The organism is Flavobacterium zepuense (assembly GCF_007097145.1).
Lineage (GTDB): Bacteria > Bacteroidota > Bacteroidia > Flavobacteriales > Flavobacteriaceae > Flavobacterium > Flavobacterium zepuense.
In genome coordinates this window covers 155,586-172,551 of the sequence record NZ_VJVZ01000010.1, presented here as the reverse complement: position 1 = coordinate 172,551, position 16,966 = coordinate 155,586, and the positions used below count along the sequence as shown (strand labels likewise).

The window sequence follows — 16,966 nt, the reverse complement described above, 5'->3', positions numbered from 1 at the left end:
CACCGTTTCCGGTGGCTTTTTTTAATGGTCAAAATTTCGTTTAACGGAAAAACTAAATTGTTATTGTGACTATTTGATTATTTTAACTATAATTTTTGCTTATTTAGAAGAATTTAAAATAATGTATTGCCACATTAGCTGAATATTATGCAAAATAGTAACAGGTAGCCCCACATAGATTATTTATTTATAGGGATAACCAAATTTTAATTAATTATATCCTAAAAGTTAAATTGTTGTAAAATAATGTAATACGATATTAACATAATTTTATAATTTTATTAACATTAATAATTAATCATGTTATATGAAAAACACTACTATTTTCATGTCTTCAAACTTCGGGAAAGGTTTGAGGAGCTGGCGTGTGGGGCTTTTGGTCCTATATGCCTTATTATCGGCCACGGTTGGCTCAGCGCAAACCGGGACCATAGCTATTGGTTCCGGTACAACTACCGGGGGTATTTTTCCAATCAATTCATGTTGGGGTTATAACTACAGCCAACAAATTGTATCTGCATCCGAGTTTGCATCGGGTGGGGGAGTACCGGGCCAGTTAACCAAGATCAGGTTTTATTACACAGGTGGCGGCACAAATACTGCAATGTGGAATACCTGGACGGTTTATTTGGGCCACACATCAAAAACCTCGTTTACATCGAATACCGACTGGGAAGCGGGAGCGAATTTAACTCAGGTTTTTTCCGGCACAGTTACTCCGGTTGCAAATAACTGGATGGAGCTTACCTTATCTACACCATTTACTTACAATGGTACAAGCAACTTAATTGTAGCGGTAGATGAAAATGTTCCAAGCTGGTCGTGTACAGCAAACTGGGGTTCTTACACCAGTACGGCTAATACGGGTATATACTATTATAATGATAGCACTAACCCGGATCCTGCTGCACCGCCAAGCGGTACAAGAACAGGTACTATTGCAAGGCTTCAGTTTGAAGGCCCTGTAGCATCGTGCCTTTCACCAACAGCACTTGCATCTGTAAATACAGGTTTAACAACTACTACGGTATCCTGGACAGCATCTGCAAGTACACCGGCTAACGGTTATGCTTATTATGTAGCTAACACTAACACACCACCAACAGCCGGCAGTACTCCTACGGGTACAGTAGGTGCTGGTGTAACATCGGTAAACTTAACGTCTCTGGACCCAATGTTAACGTACTACGTTTGGGTAAAAAGTGTTTGTAGCGGTACCGATTCAAGTTCATGGGCAGGGCCTAAAGTATTTTACCCGGGTTATTGTATACCTGCGCCAAGCAGCCAGGATGGTACCGGTATAACTAATGTTGTATTAGGCACCATTGCAAACCCTACAGGATCTGAAACAGGTTTTTACGGTAACTATGCTACTATGGCTACAAGTGCAGCCCTTGGCTCTACGGTGAGCTTTGCTATTACCTATTCTACAGGTTTTACCTATGGTACAAAAATATGGGTAGACTGGAATGATGATGCTGATTTTGATGATGCAGGCGAACTGGTTTATACAGGCTTATCTGCACAGCCTAACCCTTCTACGCTATCGGGTACTTTTATGGTTCCTGTAACTGCACCGGTGGGAAGCCACAGGGTAAGGATAGGCGGAACGGATAACGATACAGGCGGTACGCCTTGTTATACAGGGTCTTGGGGAACGTATGAAGATTATACTATAACAACGTTCCTTCCACCGGCACCGGTTGTTGCATCATTTACACCGGCTTCTTATTGCGCAGCATCAGGAGAAATTACCATAACAGGTACCGATCTTGGCAATGCTACACTAACTATAGGTGGTACACCTGTTACACCTTTAACAACTAACACTACAACTCAAATTGTTGCAACAGTACCTGCGGGAGTATCCGGTACGGTAAACGTTACAACAGTGGGTGGTAGCGCAACTACAGCTACTACATTTGTGGTTAATGCACCTGCGGTATTTACATTAAGCGATGACGCCGAGACTATCTGTTCAGGCAACAGCACCGCCCTTGTAACTATCACAGCAGGAGCATCATCTTTTGATACGTATGTATGGTCGCCATCTACAGGTGTATCAGGTACTGCCGCTACAGGTTTTACTTTTAACCCTACAGAAACTACTACGTATACATTAACTGCCACACAATCGGCAGGGCCATGTATGGTTATGGTTGATTATACAGTTACAGTTAATCCGCTACCGGAGCCTGTAACCGTTAACCCATCAGAGTACGAAGCTTGTTTAAATGAAGTTGTAACCCTAACTGCCTCTGGTGGTGAGTCTATCATCCCTGTAGCTTATTGTTCTCCTACTGTAGGTAGCGTAGGCGCGAGCGGAGATTACCTTAACAACTTCTCTTTTGCAAACATTACAAACAACGCCTCTGGCGATACAGCGAGTGATTATACTTATTACAACGCTTTAACAGCAAACGTAACAGGTGGCTCTGCTTATACAGTTTCATTACAATCAGGTAATCCTACATGGTTACAGTATTTCCGTATATGGATAGATTATAACCATGATGGTACATTTAGCGATAGTGAAAGTGTATACAACTCTACAACTGCTGTTAACTCCTCTACAATAGTAACAGGATCGGTAACTATCCCGGCAACTGCTATTAATGGTGTTACACGCATGCGTGTATTATGTTCTTACAACACCCTTTCTTTAGTAAGCAGCGATTGCTCTTGGACAGGTTTTGGTGAGTTTGAAGACTATAACGTAAACATTACAGGTGCAACTAACGCGGTAGATTATGTATGGGCTCCGGTAGCAGGTTTATTTACCGATGCTGCTGCAACTATACCATATACTGCGGGTACATCGGCAATGGTGGTATACGCTAAACCAACAGCAGATGTTACTTACTCTGCAACAGCTTCTACAGATCTTGGATGCCCAACATCAGGAGAGTCTGTAATTACAGTTACTGTTACACCGGCTCCAACGTCTGCCGTAACAGAGGTTCTTTATACTGTTATTACAACAGTTAGTCAGCTAAATGTTACAGGTACTGCGGTACAATGGTATACAACTGCAACAGGCGGTACACCACTTGCAGGCACTACAGAGCTTGTAACAGGTACTTACTATGCATCTCAAACACTTAACGGTTGCGAAAGCCAGGTTAGGCTTGCAATAAACGTTTCAGTTATCCTTCCGGAAATGGATTGGGTTAACCTGCAATGGCCGGATGTTGTTACAACACCACAAGGCACAGCTATTACAGCTTACGCACAAGGTTATGAGCCGGGCGTTACTCCTGGCGCAGGCCCCGGTATAGGCGTACAGGCATGGATAGGTGTTAGCGCATCTAACACCAACCCTAACACATGGACTACCTGGGTACCTATGACGTTTAATACACAGGTTGGTAACAATGATGAGTTTATGGCTCAGATAGGTGGTGCTCTTGCTCCTGGTACTTACTACTATGCAAGCAGGTTTAAATTACTTGACGGACCTTACAAATATGGTGGTTACAACGCTGCCGGTGGTTCTTTCTGGGATGGTACAACTTATGTAAGCGGTGTACTTACTGTAGAGTGTGCTACTGCTGCTCCTGCGGCTATGGCTATGCAGTCTTTCTGTAACTCCGGTACAGTAGCAAACCTTATGGCTACAGGTACTGCGGTACAATGGTATGCTGCTGCTACAGGCGGTACTGCTCTTGCAGGTACAACTGCCCTTGTAGATGGTACTACGTATTATGCATCTCAAACTGTAGGCTGCGAAAGCTTAACCAGGACAGCGGTTATGGCTCATGTAAATGTAACTCCTGCTCCTACAGGTACTGCTGCACAAACTATAGATACAGCAGGATGGGTTTCAGATCTTATGGCTACAGGTACTGCGGTACAATGGTATGCTGCTGCTACAGGCGGTACTGCCCTTGCAGGTACAACTGCCCTTGTAGATGGTACAACTTACTATGCATCTCAAACTGTAGAAGGGTGCGAAAGTGCAACAAGACTTGCGGTTACAGTAACTATTACTGCTGCCCAGCTTGACTTTGTTAACCTGCAATGGCCAGGCGAGGCTACGGTTACAGAAGGTAACGCTGTAACAGTTTATGGCCAGGCTTATGAAGAAGGTGTTACTCCTGGAGCGGGCCCTGGCGCAGGTATATCTGCATGGATAGCTGTTGGATCAGAGAATACAGATCCTTCTACTTGGACAACATGGGTGCCAATGGCATTTAGCTCGCAAGCAGGTAATAATGATGAGTATATGGCTGCTATAGGCGCAGATCTTGCACCGGGCACCTATTACTATAACACACGTTTCCAAATTAACGGAGGTGCATTTACCTACGGAGGTTACAGCGCTGCCGGTGGTGGCGAGTGGAATGGTACTACAAATGTAAATGGTGTACTTACTGTACTTTGTTTTACAACTGCTCCTTATGCAGCTGCTACACAAGTATTTTGTAACAGTGCTACCGTTGCAAGCCTTACAGCTGTAGGCGATAACATACAGTGGTATGATGTTGCAACAGGCGGTATAGCACTTTCTCCGGATACTGTTGTAGAGGATGGTGCAGTTTACTACGCATCTCAATCAGATAATGGTTGCGAAAGCGGAAGGTCTCAAACTACAGCTTATGTATTTGTGGTTCCTGCTGCAACAGGCGAAGCTACACAAGAGGTATCTGTTTATCCTGGTGAAGTTGCAACTATAGAGAACATTATGGTAGTAACCCAGGGTTATGTTATATGGTATGCTTCAGAAGCTGATGCTATGGCCGGTGTTAACCCGCTTCCTGCAGGTTTCGCTATTACGGCTGGCGCTACTTATTATGCAGTAGCAGCTGTAGATGAGTGTACAAGTAACGAGGTATTTGCAGTAACAGTAAGTAGTATCACATTAGGTACAGATCATCTTGATGTGGCAGCTTTCAGCTACTATCCAAACCCTGTAAAAGATGTACTTAACATCTCTTACTCTTCAGATATTACATCGGTAACGGTATTTAATTTACTTGGCCAGCAGGTATTAGGCTTACAGCCATCTGCAACCAATGTAAAAGTTGATATGAACGCATTAGCTGATGGTACTTACGTACTTAACGTAACTGCCGGCAGTACAGTAAAAACAATCAAGGTTGTTAAAAAGCAGTAGTGTAAGTTAATTGATGACCCTTAGGGGACTAAGCCGCCAAATTTTTTTGGCGGCTTTTTTATTTTAAAGAGTAACTTTGTTAAAAAATCAGGATAATGATATTTTCCTTAATAATACCAGTGTACAACAGGCCCGATGAAATTGAAGAACTACTGCAAAGCTTAACCCTGCAGGACTATACCCAACCCTATGAGATAGTTATTATAGAAGATGGCTCTGCAATACCCTGCCACGATGTGGTTGCTAAGTTTAATGCCCAACTTAAAATATCGTATTACTTTAAGCAAAACAGCGGCCCCGGCGATTCGCGCAATTTTGGTATGCAAAGGGCACAGGGCGATTATTTTATAATATTAGATTCTGATTGTATCATTCCACCCCATTACCTGCAAAGCGTGGCAGATAACCTTAAGGCAGGTTATACTGATTGTTTTGGCGGGCCAGACGGTGCATTATCATCGTTTAGCGATGTGCAAAAGGCAATCAATTTTAGCATGACCTCTTTTCTTACCACGGGAGGGGTAAGGGGTAAGTCGGAAAAAATTGAAAAATTCCAGCCGCGTAGTTTTAATATGGGTATTTCTAAAGAAGCGTTTGTGGCTTCAGGTGGCTTTGGCAACATCCATCCCGGCGAAGACCCTGATCTTTCTATCCGTCTATGGAAGCTGGGCTACACCACAAATTTGTTTAAAGATGCTTTTGTGTATCATAAACGCCGTATAGACTGGGATAAATTTTACAAACAGGTAAACAAATTTGGCAAGGCACGCCCTATTTTAGATAAATGGCACCCGGAATATAAAAAGATAACCTTTTTATTTCCAACACTTTTTATGCTGGGCTTTGCGGCTTCTCTTATACTATTGTTAATTAATGTGTATTTCTTTATTTATATTTATACTTTGTACTTTGTAATGGTATTCGTACTTGCGGCATCTCAAAACAAAAGTATAAAAATAGGTTTGCTGGCACTTGTTGCAGTAGCTATTCAGTTTTATGGCTACGGCAGCGGTTACCTTAAAGCGTTTATTAAAATACACCTTATGAGGGTAAAGCCCACAGAGGCATTCCCCGAATTATTTTTTAAAGCATGAAAACAAAAATTATAGGCCTTACCGGCGGTATAGGGAGCGGCAAGAGTACCATTGCCCATTTCTTTGCATCGTTAGGTGTGCCTGTATATATTGCCGATGAGGAGGCTAAAAAGATTTTATACGAGCCCGAAGTAGTTGCCGAGTTACAGGCTGCATTTGGCGATGAAGTATTAACTAACGGCATGCCCGACAAAGCAAAAATTGCTGCCCTTGTGTTTAACAACGCTACAAAATTGCAATTGCTAAATGGTATCATCCACCCCAGGGTAGCAGAGCATTTTAAAGAGTGGGTAGTGCAAAACAGCAACAAGCCTTTTGTGATAAAAGAGACTGCAATACTGTTTGAAAGCGGCAGTTATAAAGACTGCGATGCCGTAATTTTAGTTACCGCACCGCAGGAAGAGCGTATAAAAAGGGTAATGCAGCGCGATAATGTAACCCGAGAGCAGGTATTAGAACGCATTGCCAACCAATGGGATGAACAAAAAAAAGCGCAATTAAGTAATTATATTATAGATAATTATGATTTAGGGCAGGCTAAACAAGAAAGTGTTAAAATCTTTAATTTTCTGAATATAATTGAAAATTGAGGGCACTTGTTAATGTTTGGTTAATAGTTTGATGCTGTAAATGTTAAAATGTTAATTTTGTAGTGATGAATAAAACAAGATTCCGCTTACTGGTGTTTTTTATGAGCTTATCGCTGATAGGCATAATACTGGTACAGCTATATTGGGTTAATTCGTCGCTTAAAAATAACGATGAGCAATTTAAGTACCACATACAGCAGGTACTTGCTAAAGTGGCCGAAAGGCTCGATAATCAGGAAGCTGACGAATTTTATAAAATATACATAAGTTATAAGGATAGTACCGGCAAAACGCCTACACGAACCGACCTGTTGCCGTTGTACGACAATTCGCCTGATAACCGCAGCGAAATGGTAGTGTACTCTGATAAGATTACGCGCGAATATGATGAAGATGATGTGTTCTTTGAAAAAAATAAGTTTGATAATGTTGTAAGAAAAAAAAATACAGCAAAAACAAACAGTAATAAAAGCAGCAATGCTGTAGAGGAAGATGAAGACCGCAGGCTGCGCTTTACCATAGAGAGCTACATGAAGGATTTTAGGGAATATAAGAGCCTTGAAAGCTGGATATCATCAGAAAAACTTAGGAGCATGCTCTCTGCAGAGTTGGTACAAAGTGGTGTTACAACTCCTTTTGAGTTTGGCATTTACAATAGCGGTATGCAAACCAAGATACATTCGGGCCGATTAAGCTACGACCCTGATAATTTTTATGAGCATACAGTTTTTGAAGATGGGCAGGGGTATACTAAGTACAGGTTGCTGGTAAGCTTCCCTGAGAAGAAAGCCTATCTGGTTTCATCTATCTTAGGCATAACATCATTATCACTGGTATTTACACTTATCATCATCATTGCTTATTTAAGTGCAATTAACCAGTTGATTAAACAAAAAAATATATCGGAAATTAAAACCGATTTTATAAATAACATGACCCATGAGTTTAAAACGCCAATAGCTACCATTAATCTGGCGCTGGATGCGATTAAAAACCCAAAAATATTTGATGATAAGGAAAAGGTACAGCGGTACCTGCAAATGATACGGGAAGAGAATAAGAGGATGCACGCACAGGTTGAGAACGTGCTGCAAATATCCAAGCTTGATAAAAAAGAGCTGGAAATTAATAAGGAGCAGGCCGATATTCATGATATTATTGAGGGTGCTATAGAGCACGTTCATTTAATAATAGAGTCGGCAAACGGTACGCTAACAAGGCACTTTAATGCCCAGCGCACAACAGCCTTGTTAAACGATGTACATTTTACGAATGTTCTTGTTAATATTTTAGACAATGCCATCAAATATTCTCCGGATGCGCCCGTTATAGATATATATACAGAGAATGTTAAAGATTTTATTTTAATAAAAATAAGTGACAAAGGTTTGGGTATGAGCAAAGTTACCCAAAAAAGGATCTTTGAGAAGTTTTACAGGGAGCACACCGGCGATATACACAATGTAAAAGGGCACGGTCTTGGATTGGCTTATGTAAAACGTATTATAGAAGATCATAATTGCCACATTTACGTAGAGAGCGAAAAAGGAAAAGGTAGTACCTTTATTATAAAAATGCCACTAATAAATTAAGAATATGGAAGAAGCAAACAAAAAGATACTCTTAGTAGAAGATGATCCCAACTTTGGGGCAGTATTAAAAGATTATCTGTTAATTAATGATTTTGATGTTACACTTGCCAAAAACGGCATGGAAGGGTTTGAGAAGTTTAAAAAAGACAACTACGACCTTTGCATACTGGATGTAATGATGCCTTATAAAGACGGTTATACCCTGGCCAGAGAAATAAGAGAGAAAAATAAAGAAGTGCCTATTATCTTCCTTACAGCAAAATCTATGAAAGAAGATGTGCTTAAAGGTTATAAAGTAGGGGCTGATGATTACCTTAATAAACCATTTGACAGTGAGGTTTTATTAATGAAAATTAAAGCTATTATCCAGAGAAAAGCATCGGAAACTAAAACTGATAACTCTAAATTTGAGTTCCAGATTGGTAAATTCCACCTTAACTCTAAACTGCGTTTCCTTACGTTTGATAACGATGAGCCTATTAAGCTGTCTCCAAAAGAGAATGAATTGCTTAAAATGCTTGCACTGCATGAAAACGACCTTATGCCAAGGGAACTTGCGTTAACCAAAATTTGGAGAGACGATAACTACTTTACATCAAGAAGTATGGACGTTTATATTGCCAAACTAAGAAAGTACCTTAAAAGTGATGAAGATGTAGAGATACTAAACATTCACGGAGAAGGCTTTAGGCTGGTAATAAAAAATAAAGTAGCAGAAGAGAAATAATAAACAGGCAGCTGTTTTTATATACTAATTCTTCCTTTCGTTATAGAATGATAAACCTGTGCGGGCTTTTCATTCGGGCGGCAGGAGGAATTTTTTTGCAAAAATTTTGCACATAAAAGTTTAAAATAAAAGCGGGTTAAACGTTAGATATCCATACGTTTACCCGCTTTTATTTTGTAAGCTCTTTTGCTATTACAACAAATAATAATGAGTGTTTACAGTTCTAACAATGCTACAAAAAGCATGCGTTTAAGGTATATTAAGTTTTTAGCCCCCAAAGCTCAACACGTGCCTTTTTGTTGCTGTCGCCGGCTGTTGAAAGTGTTTTATACTTAAATACAACCTTTTTTACATTGCGCTCACCTGTTCCGGTTAAATCTATGATGCGGCTCTCTCCGGGTGCTTTAATTTCCTTCCCAATGGCAACGCTTTGGTTTTCTCCCTTATCAAAAGAAATATTTATCGATTCAAGGTTTACGGTAGCAGTTGTTACTTTAACCTGTAACGATTTAAAGCGGTTTGCGCCAATAACAAGAATTTCATCGGTCTCGGTTTTGTAATCAACCGTAGTTTCGCCTATTTTGTGCCATCCGCTTTTGTCCGATGCAACAATTTTTGGCTTTTGTGCCCATGCTTGGGGCTGGCTCGCAACGAGCAGTAATACTAAGAGTAACTTTTTCATTTTAGTGTGAATTTAGATTTATACAATTAGGTTTTAATGTGACAATGACTTGTTACACATAATTACCCAAAGTTATTCTCACTTATCATAAAAAAAAGTAAATACGGAGTGAAACTTTTTATAATTAACTGTCTTGTAGTGTTTTGACCTTTTGGGAATTAACTATCGGCTCAATCCCGCAATAATGTTAACTGTTAGTGCTACAATTATGGTATTAAAAATAAAGGATATCAGGCTGTGTAGTAAAACATACCTGCGTATTGTTTTAGATGAAATGGTAACATCTGATACCTGAAACGTCATTCCTATCACAAAAGAAAAGTAAGCAAAGTCTATATAATCGGGTACTTCTGCATTAGGAAAGTCAAGGCCACCATCGCCATTCGCAGTTTTTATAATGCTTGCATCATGATACAGGTGTGCGTAACGTATAGTAAATATGGTGTGCAGTAATATCCACGAAGATGTAATGGCTACAAGTGTTACAATAGTGCTTAACTCTTTATTTAGCGTCGATTCATCACTACTAAACACTAGGAGCAGGCTGCCCACAAAGCTTACGCAAACTGCCGTTACAACAATGCCAAATATTACAGGTATGGCATCATCCTGTTTTTTTACAATTTCCTGCTGCTCCTTTGCTGTTGTTGTAAAAAATAGTAACCACATCATGCTTATCATGCTAATGGCAAAAACATCCCACAAAAAAATTATACGGGTAACATTGTTTACCTGCAACGGCCATATTGCCCCCAATGCACATAAAGCCAAAATTAATGACACTAATAGTTTTTGATAGCCACTGGTTTTGGCTACCCAACGGCTTAACGCATACTTTTTACTCATACCTATATTTCATTCTTTAAATGTACAACTAAAAGTAAAAGCTTTTTAATTGTCAGGGGAAATCAGAGTTCTCTTGAAGTCTGAATTTACTTCAGTTTGGAATTCTTTGACTTATTTAGTATAGGTTTCATCTGTCTGAATCAGAAAAATCTTTGCATGGCCTCAAAAAAGCGGTTTTTTGATGTGTATACTGATATTCTGGGCAGTCTGTTGTTAGTAGGGTATTAATTTTTTTTTCCGAAAAATTAGCGGTGCCATGGAAATACACCGTAATTACGTGTATTAAAAAAATTGAAACACGTCTAAAACTAAAAAAAAAGCCTGCAATCCCTTGGTTTTGCAGGCTTTTATAAGCTTTTGAAAATAAGTTCGCTGTTACGAAAACAGCTAAAAGTGACTACGATGGGATTCGAACCCATACGCCTTGCGGCACCACCCCCTCAAGATGGCAAGTCTACCAGTTTCTCCACGTAGCCCTGTTGCAATAAAAAATTGCACTAAACAAAAAAAGTTAAGCGGTTTGCTTAACTTTTTGTGACCCGACTGGGATTCGAACCCAGGACCCCATCATTAAAAGTGATGTGCTCTACCGGCTGAGCTATCGAGTCGTAGCGTTAAGGGAATGATTATGTATTTTTGTGACCCGACTGGGATTCGAACCCAGGACCCCATCATTAAAAGTGATGTGCTCTACCGGCTGAGCTATCGAGTCATTAATATCATTCCCTCAATGCGGGTGCAAATATACGTATGTATTATTAATTATTCAAAGCGATTTTGCTATAAATTTGACTTTTTTTTTAATTAATTATTCAATGCCTTTATTTATAGGGTATTATTGCATTAAATAATTGTTGCTAAATTTTTAATAAGCCTTTTATTACGCCTGTTTGCGGCAAAATGCATTACTTTATATCAAAATATATACTATCCGGTAATGACAAAAGTTATATTATGCGGCTATATGGCCTCTGGCAAAACCACAATTGCCAAATTACTATCGCAGGCAACCGAGCTGCCTTACATAGATCTTGATGAAATTATAGAAAAAGAAGAGGGTAAAAGCGTTGCACAGATATTTGCCGATGAGGGTGAAATTAAATTCCGCAAGCTGGAACATAAAATGCTTCACGGCCTGGCAGGAGTAGAGGAGAGCTTTATACTGGCCCTTGGTGGTGGTACGCCATCTTATGCCAACAACCACGAAGTGCTGCAAAGGGATGATGTTATATCAGTTTACCTTAAAACAAGCATAGACGAGATTATAAAGCGCATTACGGCTCAGGAAAACCGCAGGCCGCTTGTTGCAAACCTGCATGGTGATGCCTTACACGAATTTGTGGCCATCCATCTTTTTGAGCGCAGCTATTACTACCACAAAGCAAAGCACATTGTAGTAACCGATGGCAAAACACCCACAGACGTAGTAAACCAAATTATGAGCCTGTTTTAATTAAGGCAGGCGTAAGGCTCGTTCCCTTCTAAAACCACCTCTATGTGCTCTAACATAGATGTAGAGAGCGAGAGGCCTTTAAAATCGGCTTTAACGGGGTATTGTTTGTGGTTACGGTCTACCAGTACTGCCGTTTTAAACTTTTTAAGCGGAACTTCGAGAAAATGCTTAACACCATAAATAAGCGTAGTGCCACTGTTTAATACATCATCTACCAAAACTAAGGCCTTATTGGTATATTCTGTAGCAGGGAGCGATGTTTGTACCGGTTCCAACGGCTGCTCTTTATCTATAGTTACCTCGCAAAGGGTAATAGTAAGATCGGATATTTTTTCCAGTTCTGCTGCTATCATTTTAGTAAACAGGTAGCCGTTGCTGGCAATACCTGCAAGTACCACCTCGGTTTCATCCGGAAAAGTTTCGTATATCTGGTAAGCAATACGTCGCGTTTTATATTCTATTTCCTGTTTGGTAAGGATTATGTTTTTCATTGTGTAGTTTTTGTAAAGATAAAAAAATAGGTATTTACACTATAGTGCTATTCCGTATCGGCAACATCATCATCGTCATTAATATCATCTCCATATTCGTCCAGGTCGCGGCGGTCTTTTTTAGTGGGCCTTCCGGTACCTTGGGCGCGGTAATGTTCCTTGCTAAGGCGCAGTAGTTCCAGGTGTTCAAAAGATTCAGGCGGGGTTTCGTCCTTACGGTAAATATCTACCAGTTTAGGGCCTACACGGCTTTGGGGTACATCCAGCACAGTTAACAGGTATTTAATCTGGTCGCGGCGCACGGTTATCTTATCGGTAGGGTAAACCTCACGCGATGGCTTAGCCTGCTGCCCATTTACTGTAATGTGCCCTTTTTGGCACGCCTGTGTGGCAATACTACGGGTTTTGTAGTAGCGTGTACACCACAAATATTTGTCAATTCTCATACTAATAGTTAAAAATCGCTGTTATAAGCAGTACAAAAATAAAGTAAAATTGTATCTTGCACCCCATTAAAAAAAATTAAAATGAAGAGATATTTCGTGGCTTTTGGGCTTTTTGCACTTATAACATTTGCTGCATCGTGCAAAAAAGACGATGGAGACACTGTTGCGCCACCGCGTGATTATGCTGTGCAGTATGCATCTGAAAAAGATAGTATAGAAAAATACCTTAAAAACCACTACATTGTAAGTGTTGATGAAGATTTTAATGTGATACTCGATTCTATAGATAATCCCGGTACACAAACTTCTATCTGGGACCAAACCGAATACCCACTTCAAAGTAAAATTGTAAAGAGTACTAATACCGAAAATTTACCTGACTATACAGTTTATTATATTATGCTAAACCAGGGTGTGGGCGATGCGCCAACGCGCGGTGATAATGTTTTGATATCTTATAGAGGCAACACCCTGAGTGATGTTCAGTTTGATTATCAGCCGTTTCCGCAAACATCATTTTCTTTAGCTACTACTATAGAAGGATGGCAAAATATAATCCCACTATTTAAAGCAGGTACATATGTAGATGTACCAAGTAGCCCTGACCCTGCAAGTTATGAAAACTATGGTGCTGGTTTAATGTTTCTTCCATCAGGATTAGGCTATTACAATGCGCCAACTTCTGCCCTTATACCGTCTTACGGTAGCCTTGTGTTTAGCTTTAAACTATATGCTGTACAATACGTTGACAGCGACAATGATGGCCTGCTAAACAGGTATGAGATGGATAGCAATGGCGATCTTGTAGGTATAGATACTGATGGAGATACCATACCTAACTACCTTGATAACGATGATGATGGCGATGGTTATCTTACCAAAACAGAAATAACGATACCTAATACAAACCCGGTTCAGTATTACGAATTTGGGTCGATACCAACCTGTACTGAAGGCGGATCGCAAAGGCACCTTGATGCCAGCTGCCATTAAGATATAGCTCTAAATGATTTTATAGGAATCCCGAAGTAACATTTGCTTCGGGATTTTTATTTAAACAGGAAATTTCTTATTGGCACGCTCTTTGTGATTACGAAAATCAATAACACAAATTATTTTTAATTACTTTTGAATACTAATAAAATAACCAAATAAAACAATGAGAACAAGTACCTTAAAATCTGCTTTGGCAATAGCCCTTGGAATATCACTTTCTAACTGTTCGGCACCAAAAGTTACACGTGTGGATGATACTACAGTAACCGACCTAAGCGGCCGCTGGAACGAAACCGATTCACGCCTTACTGCTGAGGAAATTACTGCCGAACTTATGAGCCACAGCTGGTATAGCACTTATGCTGCTGAAAATGCAGGTAAAAAACCGGTTATTATCGTTGGGCTTATTACTAACAAATCGCACGAGCAAATTGCTACCGAAACATTTAGTAAAGACATAGAGAAAGCCATTATCAACTCCGGCAGGATGAAACTGGTTCAGGCCGGCAACATGCGCGAAGAGATAAGGGCAGAAAGGGCCGATCAGCAAAACAATGCATCACAATCAACCATGAAAAAATTCGGGTTAGAAAATGGTGCCGACTATATGCTACAGGGTACTATTAACTCTATTGTAGATTCTAACAAAAAAGAAAAAAGCGTTTATTACCAAATAGACCTTGAGCTTACACACATACAAACCAACGATAAGGTTTGGATAGGCGACAAGAAGATCAAAAAAATGATCGACAAGTAAAAAGTAATAATCCTCCCTTTTTTCATACAATATGAAAGCAGCCAAAAGAGCCACTGCCCTTGTTTTTAACGGGGCATGGGCACTGCTATTAATAGGCCTTCAATCCTGCGGCACCTACAATTCTAAAACCTCAGAGATTGAGAACGACCTTGTAAACGGCAATTTTGACCAGGCCATTACCAATATAGATAAAAACAAATTCCTGCTAAAAGACAGGAACAGGCTGTTGTACCTTTTTGAAAAGGGCAAAATGGAGCATCTTAAAGGCAATTATGAGGCAAGCAACACCCTTTTAGAGGATGCTTACATTATGATTGACGATCAGATAAAAACAAGCGTTGGCCAGGCGGTAGCTGCCAAGTTTACCAACCCTATGGCGGAGCCTTACAAAGGCGAGGATTTTGAAAAAGTTACCATTCACTACTACAAAGCGCTTAACTATTGGCATATGGGTATGGTTAACGAGGCACTTGTTGAGGCAAAGCGTATTAATATTAAGTTACTGGAGTTAAACGATAAGTATCCTAACAATAAGAACAAATACAGGGAGGACGCTTTTTCGCAAATACTACAGGGCATACTGTATGAAACTACCGGCGATATCAACGGAGCATTTATAGCCTACCGCAATGCCCAGGAAATTTATGAGCGCAGCAACGGCGAGTATTTTGGCGTTCCATTACCGCAACAGCTAAAGACCGACCTTTTGCGTACTACACGCCAACTTGGTTTTACACAGGAGTATAACGATTATGTAAAGAAATTTGGTACTAAAAGCGATAATACAGCAGCTACACCCGCGGGCGAAGCGGTTATTTTTTGGGAAAATGGCCTCGGCCCTGCTAAAGACCAAATTGTGATAACAGCATCGGGGGCTGGCGGTATTTTTTACGGCAGCTATATGGATGGCGATGTGGTTCAGGATATCCTTATCCCCATACCCAGCAGCCTTAATTTAGGCAGCATCAACGCAATTGCTATACCTAAATACCGCGAACGCAGTGCGTATTACACCAAAGCTTCGGTTGTGGTTGGTAGCAATGAGCAGGCTTTTGAATTGGCTCAGGATTTTTATCCTATTGCCCGCCAATGCCTTAAAGACAGGATGCTGCGCGAAACTATAGACCTCGTGGCCCGTTTTGCAACTAAAAAAGGTGCCGGTGCCTTATTGGGGGCATTAGCCGCAAGCACAACTAAAGACAATAAAGATGGGAGTAACGATTTAGGCGACCTTGTAAAATTTGGCGCCGACCTTGCCGGTGCTGCTACAGAGAAAGCCGACACACGTAACTGGCAGTCGCTGCCGGCAACCATAGGCTATGTACGCGTTCCGCTTAAAGAAGGTGTTAATAAATTTATCATTAAAAAATACGGCGCTAAAGGTATAGATGCTGATACTATAACTATCCAGTCAAGGCGCGGGTTACAGATCATTAATTATTTTGACCTTGGCCGCACACAGGTCTTCCCTGCAAATGGGGCGGTTTCAAGTACTACGATCCCTACTGCCGATGAATATCTTTCGGCAAGCAGTATTGTAAACAATTATTTTAAAGCAATTGGCGGCATGCCAAATATAAATTTAGTTAAAAGTACGTTTGCTACAAGTACCGTAAGAAGTAACGCTCAGGGTGTGGTTACCACAAAAGAGGTTACAAACAAAACAATGGCTAACAATACATCATATACTAAAACCGTTAGTAATGGTAAGAATACCGATGTGGTCATTATTGGTACTGACGGCGGCGCAACGGTTAGCAACAATGCAAAACCTGTAAAGTTGGATCAAGACGAATACCTTAGGCAAAAAAGCTTTATACAGCCCTACCAAAGCTATAATCTGCAAAGTAAAATTGCAGGGACAAGGATTTCCGGGTTTGCTACCATTAATAAAGAAAAAGCATATGCTGTAAGCTTTACAGAGCCGGTAACTAAACTTGCCGTGATAAATTATTACAGCGTGGCTACAGGGCTGCTTTTGGCCAGTAAAACAACTACAACAAAGGGTACCGAACAATATAGCATAACCAGCAATTACACTGATTACCGCGATGTTAAAGGAGTTAAATTTCCGTTTGCAATAAAAACCGTGGGCGATGATTTTACTACCGAAGAACGCATTACGCAGCTTAAAGTTAATGAAGGTGTTACCGATGCCGATTTTAAAATTAATTAG

Annotated in this window: 13 protein-coding genes and 3 tRNA genes; 9 read left to right on the top strand and 7 right to left on the bottom strand. The window is 40.4% G+C overall.

Annotated elements, in window-relative coordinates:
• The first annotated feature begins 307 nt into the window (after nt 1-307).
• The 5 genes from FMM05_RS15515 to FMM05_RS15495 all read left to right on the top strand — a co-directional run bounded on the left by FMM05_RS15515 (nt 308) and on the right by FMM05_RS15495 (nt 9,119).
• The gene (locus FMM05_RS15515) at nt 308-5,116 is read left to right on the top strand and encodes a GEVED domain-containing protein (RefSeq protein WP_143374309.1); all 4,809 of its coding nucleotides are present in this window, start codon (nt 308-310) and stop codon (nt 5,114-5,116) included.
• Between the two features lie 95 nt (nt 5,117-5,211).
• Nucleotides 5,212-6,210: a glycosyltransferase gene (locus tag FMM05_RS15510; protein ID WP_143374308.1), complete on the top strand. Its 999-nt coding sequence runs from the start codon at nt 5,212-5,214 to the stop codon at nt 6,208-6,210.
• On the top strand, nt 6,207-6,800 hold the full coding sequence (gene coaE, locus FMM05_RS15505) for a dephospho-CoA kinase (RefSeq protein WP_143374307.1): 594 nt from the start codon (nt 6,207-6,209) through the stop codon (nt 6,798-6,800). The genes FMM05_RS15510 and coaE overlap by 4 nt, the downstream gene beginning before the upstream one ends.
• 65 nt (nt 6,801-6,865) lie before the next feature.
• Nucleotides 6,866-8,392 (top strand): sensor histidine kinase, encoded by a 1,527-nt coding sequence (locus FMM05_RS15500; RefSeq protein WP_143374306.1) that lies wholly within the window; start codon nt 6,866-6,868, stop codon nt 8,390-8,392.
• Nucleotides 8,393-8,396: 4 nt separating this feature from the next.
• A complete protein-coding gene (locus FMM05_RS15495; protein WP_026991525.1) occupies nt 8,397-9,119 on the top strand; it encodes a response regulator transcription factor in 723 nt (240 codons plus the stop codon).
• 259 nt (nt 9,120-9,378) lie between these two features.
• On the opposite strand, the gene FMM05_RS15490 is transcribed toward FMM05_RS15495, so the two are convergent.
• The 5 genes from FMM05_RS15490 to FMM05_RS15470 all read right to left on the bottom strand — a co-directional run bounded on the left by FMM05_RS15490 (nt 9,379) and on the right by FMM05_RS15470 (nt 11,359).
• Nucleotides 9,379-9,801 carry a hypothetical protein gene (locus FMM05_RS15490; RefSeq protein WP_143374305.1) on the bottom strand — a complete coding sequence of 141 codons (423 nt, stop codon included), beginning with the start codon at nt 9,799-9,801 and terminating at the stop codon, nt 9,379-9,381.
• A 162-nt stretch (nt 9,802-9,963) separates the two neighbouring features.
• Nucleotides 9,964-10,647, bottom strand: coding sequence for a DUF1345 domain-containing protein (locus tag FMM05_RS15485; RefSeq protein WP_143374304.1), 684 nt, complete (start codon nt 10,645-10,647; stop codon nt 9,964-9,966).
• Nucleotides 10,648-11,041: 394 nt separating this feature from the next.
• A tRNA-Leu gene (locus FMM05_RS15480) sits at nt 11,042-11,123 on the bottom strand.
• A gap of 59 nt (nt 11,124-11,182) precedes the next feature.
• Nucleotides 11,183-11,255: transfer RNA gene (locus FMM05_RS15475), tRNA-Lys, on the bottom strand.
• Between the two features lie 31 nt (nt 11,256-11,286).
• Nucleotides 11,287-11,359 (bottom strand) — tRNA-Lys (locus FMM05_RS15470).
• 225 nt (nt 11,360-11,584) lie between these two features.
• On the opposite strand from FMM05_RS15470, the gene FMM05_RS15465 reads away from it, so the two are divergent.
• Entirely contained in the window at nt 11,585-12,100 is a 516-nt protein-coding gene (locus tag FMM05_RS15465) for a shikimate kinase (RefSeq protein WP_143374303.1), read from the top strand.
• Here the strand turns inward: FMM05_RS15465 and FMM05_RS15460 are convergent.
• Nucleotides 12,097-12,591 (bottom strand): phosphoribosyltransferase family protein, encoded by a 495-nt coding sequence (locus FMM05_RS15460; protein ID WP_143374302.1) that lies wholly within the window; start codon nt 12,589-12,591, stop codon nt 12,097-12,099. The genes FMM05_RS15465 and FMM05_RS15460 overlap by 4 nt on opposite strands.
• 47 nt (nt 12,592-12,638) lie before the next feature.
• On the bottom strand, nt 12,639-13,037 hold the full coding sequence (locus tag FMM05_RS15455) for an RNA-binding S4 domain-containing protein (RefSeq protein WP_143374301.1): 399 nt from the start codon (nt 13,035-13,037) through the stop codon (nt 12,639-12,641).
• A gap of 81 nt (nt 13,038-13,118) precedes the next feature.
• Here FMM05_RS15455 and FMM05_RS15450 point away from each other — a divergent pair, with 81 nt between their 5' ends.
• From FMM05_RS15450 to FMM05_RS15440, 3 genes are all read left to right on the top strand, one after another.
• Nucleotides 13,119-14,030, top strand: coding sequence for an FKBP-type peptidyl-prolyl cis-trans isomerase (locus FMM05_RS15450; protein ID WP_143374300.1), 912 nt, complete (start codon nt 13,119-13,121; stop codon nt 14,028-14,030).
• Between the two features lie 166 nt (nt 14,031-14,196).
• Complete coding sequence (locus FMM05_RS15445; protein WP_143374299.1) at nt 14,197-14,790, top strand: penicillin-binding protein activator LpoB; 594 nt, start codon at nt 14,197-14,199, stop codon at nt 14,788-14,790.
• 31 nt (nt 14,791-14,821) lie between these two features.
• On the top strand, nt 14,822-16,966 hold the full coding sequence (locus FMM05_RS15440; RefSeq protein WP_143374298.1) for a COG3014 family protein: 2,145 nt from the start codon (nt 14,822-14,824) through the stop codon (nt 16,964-16,966).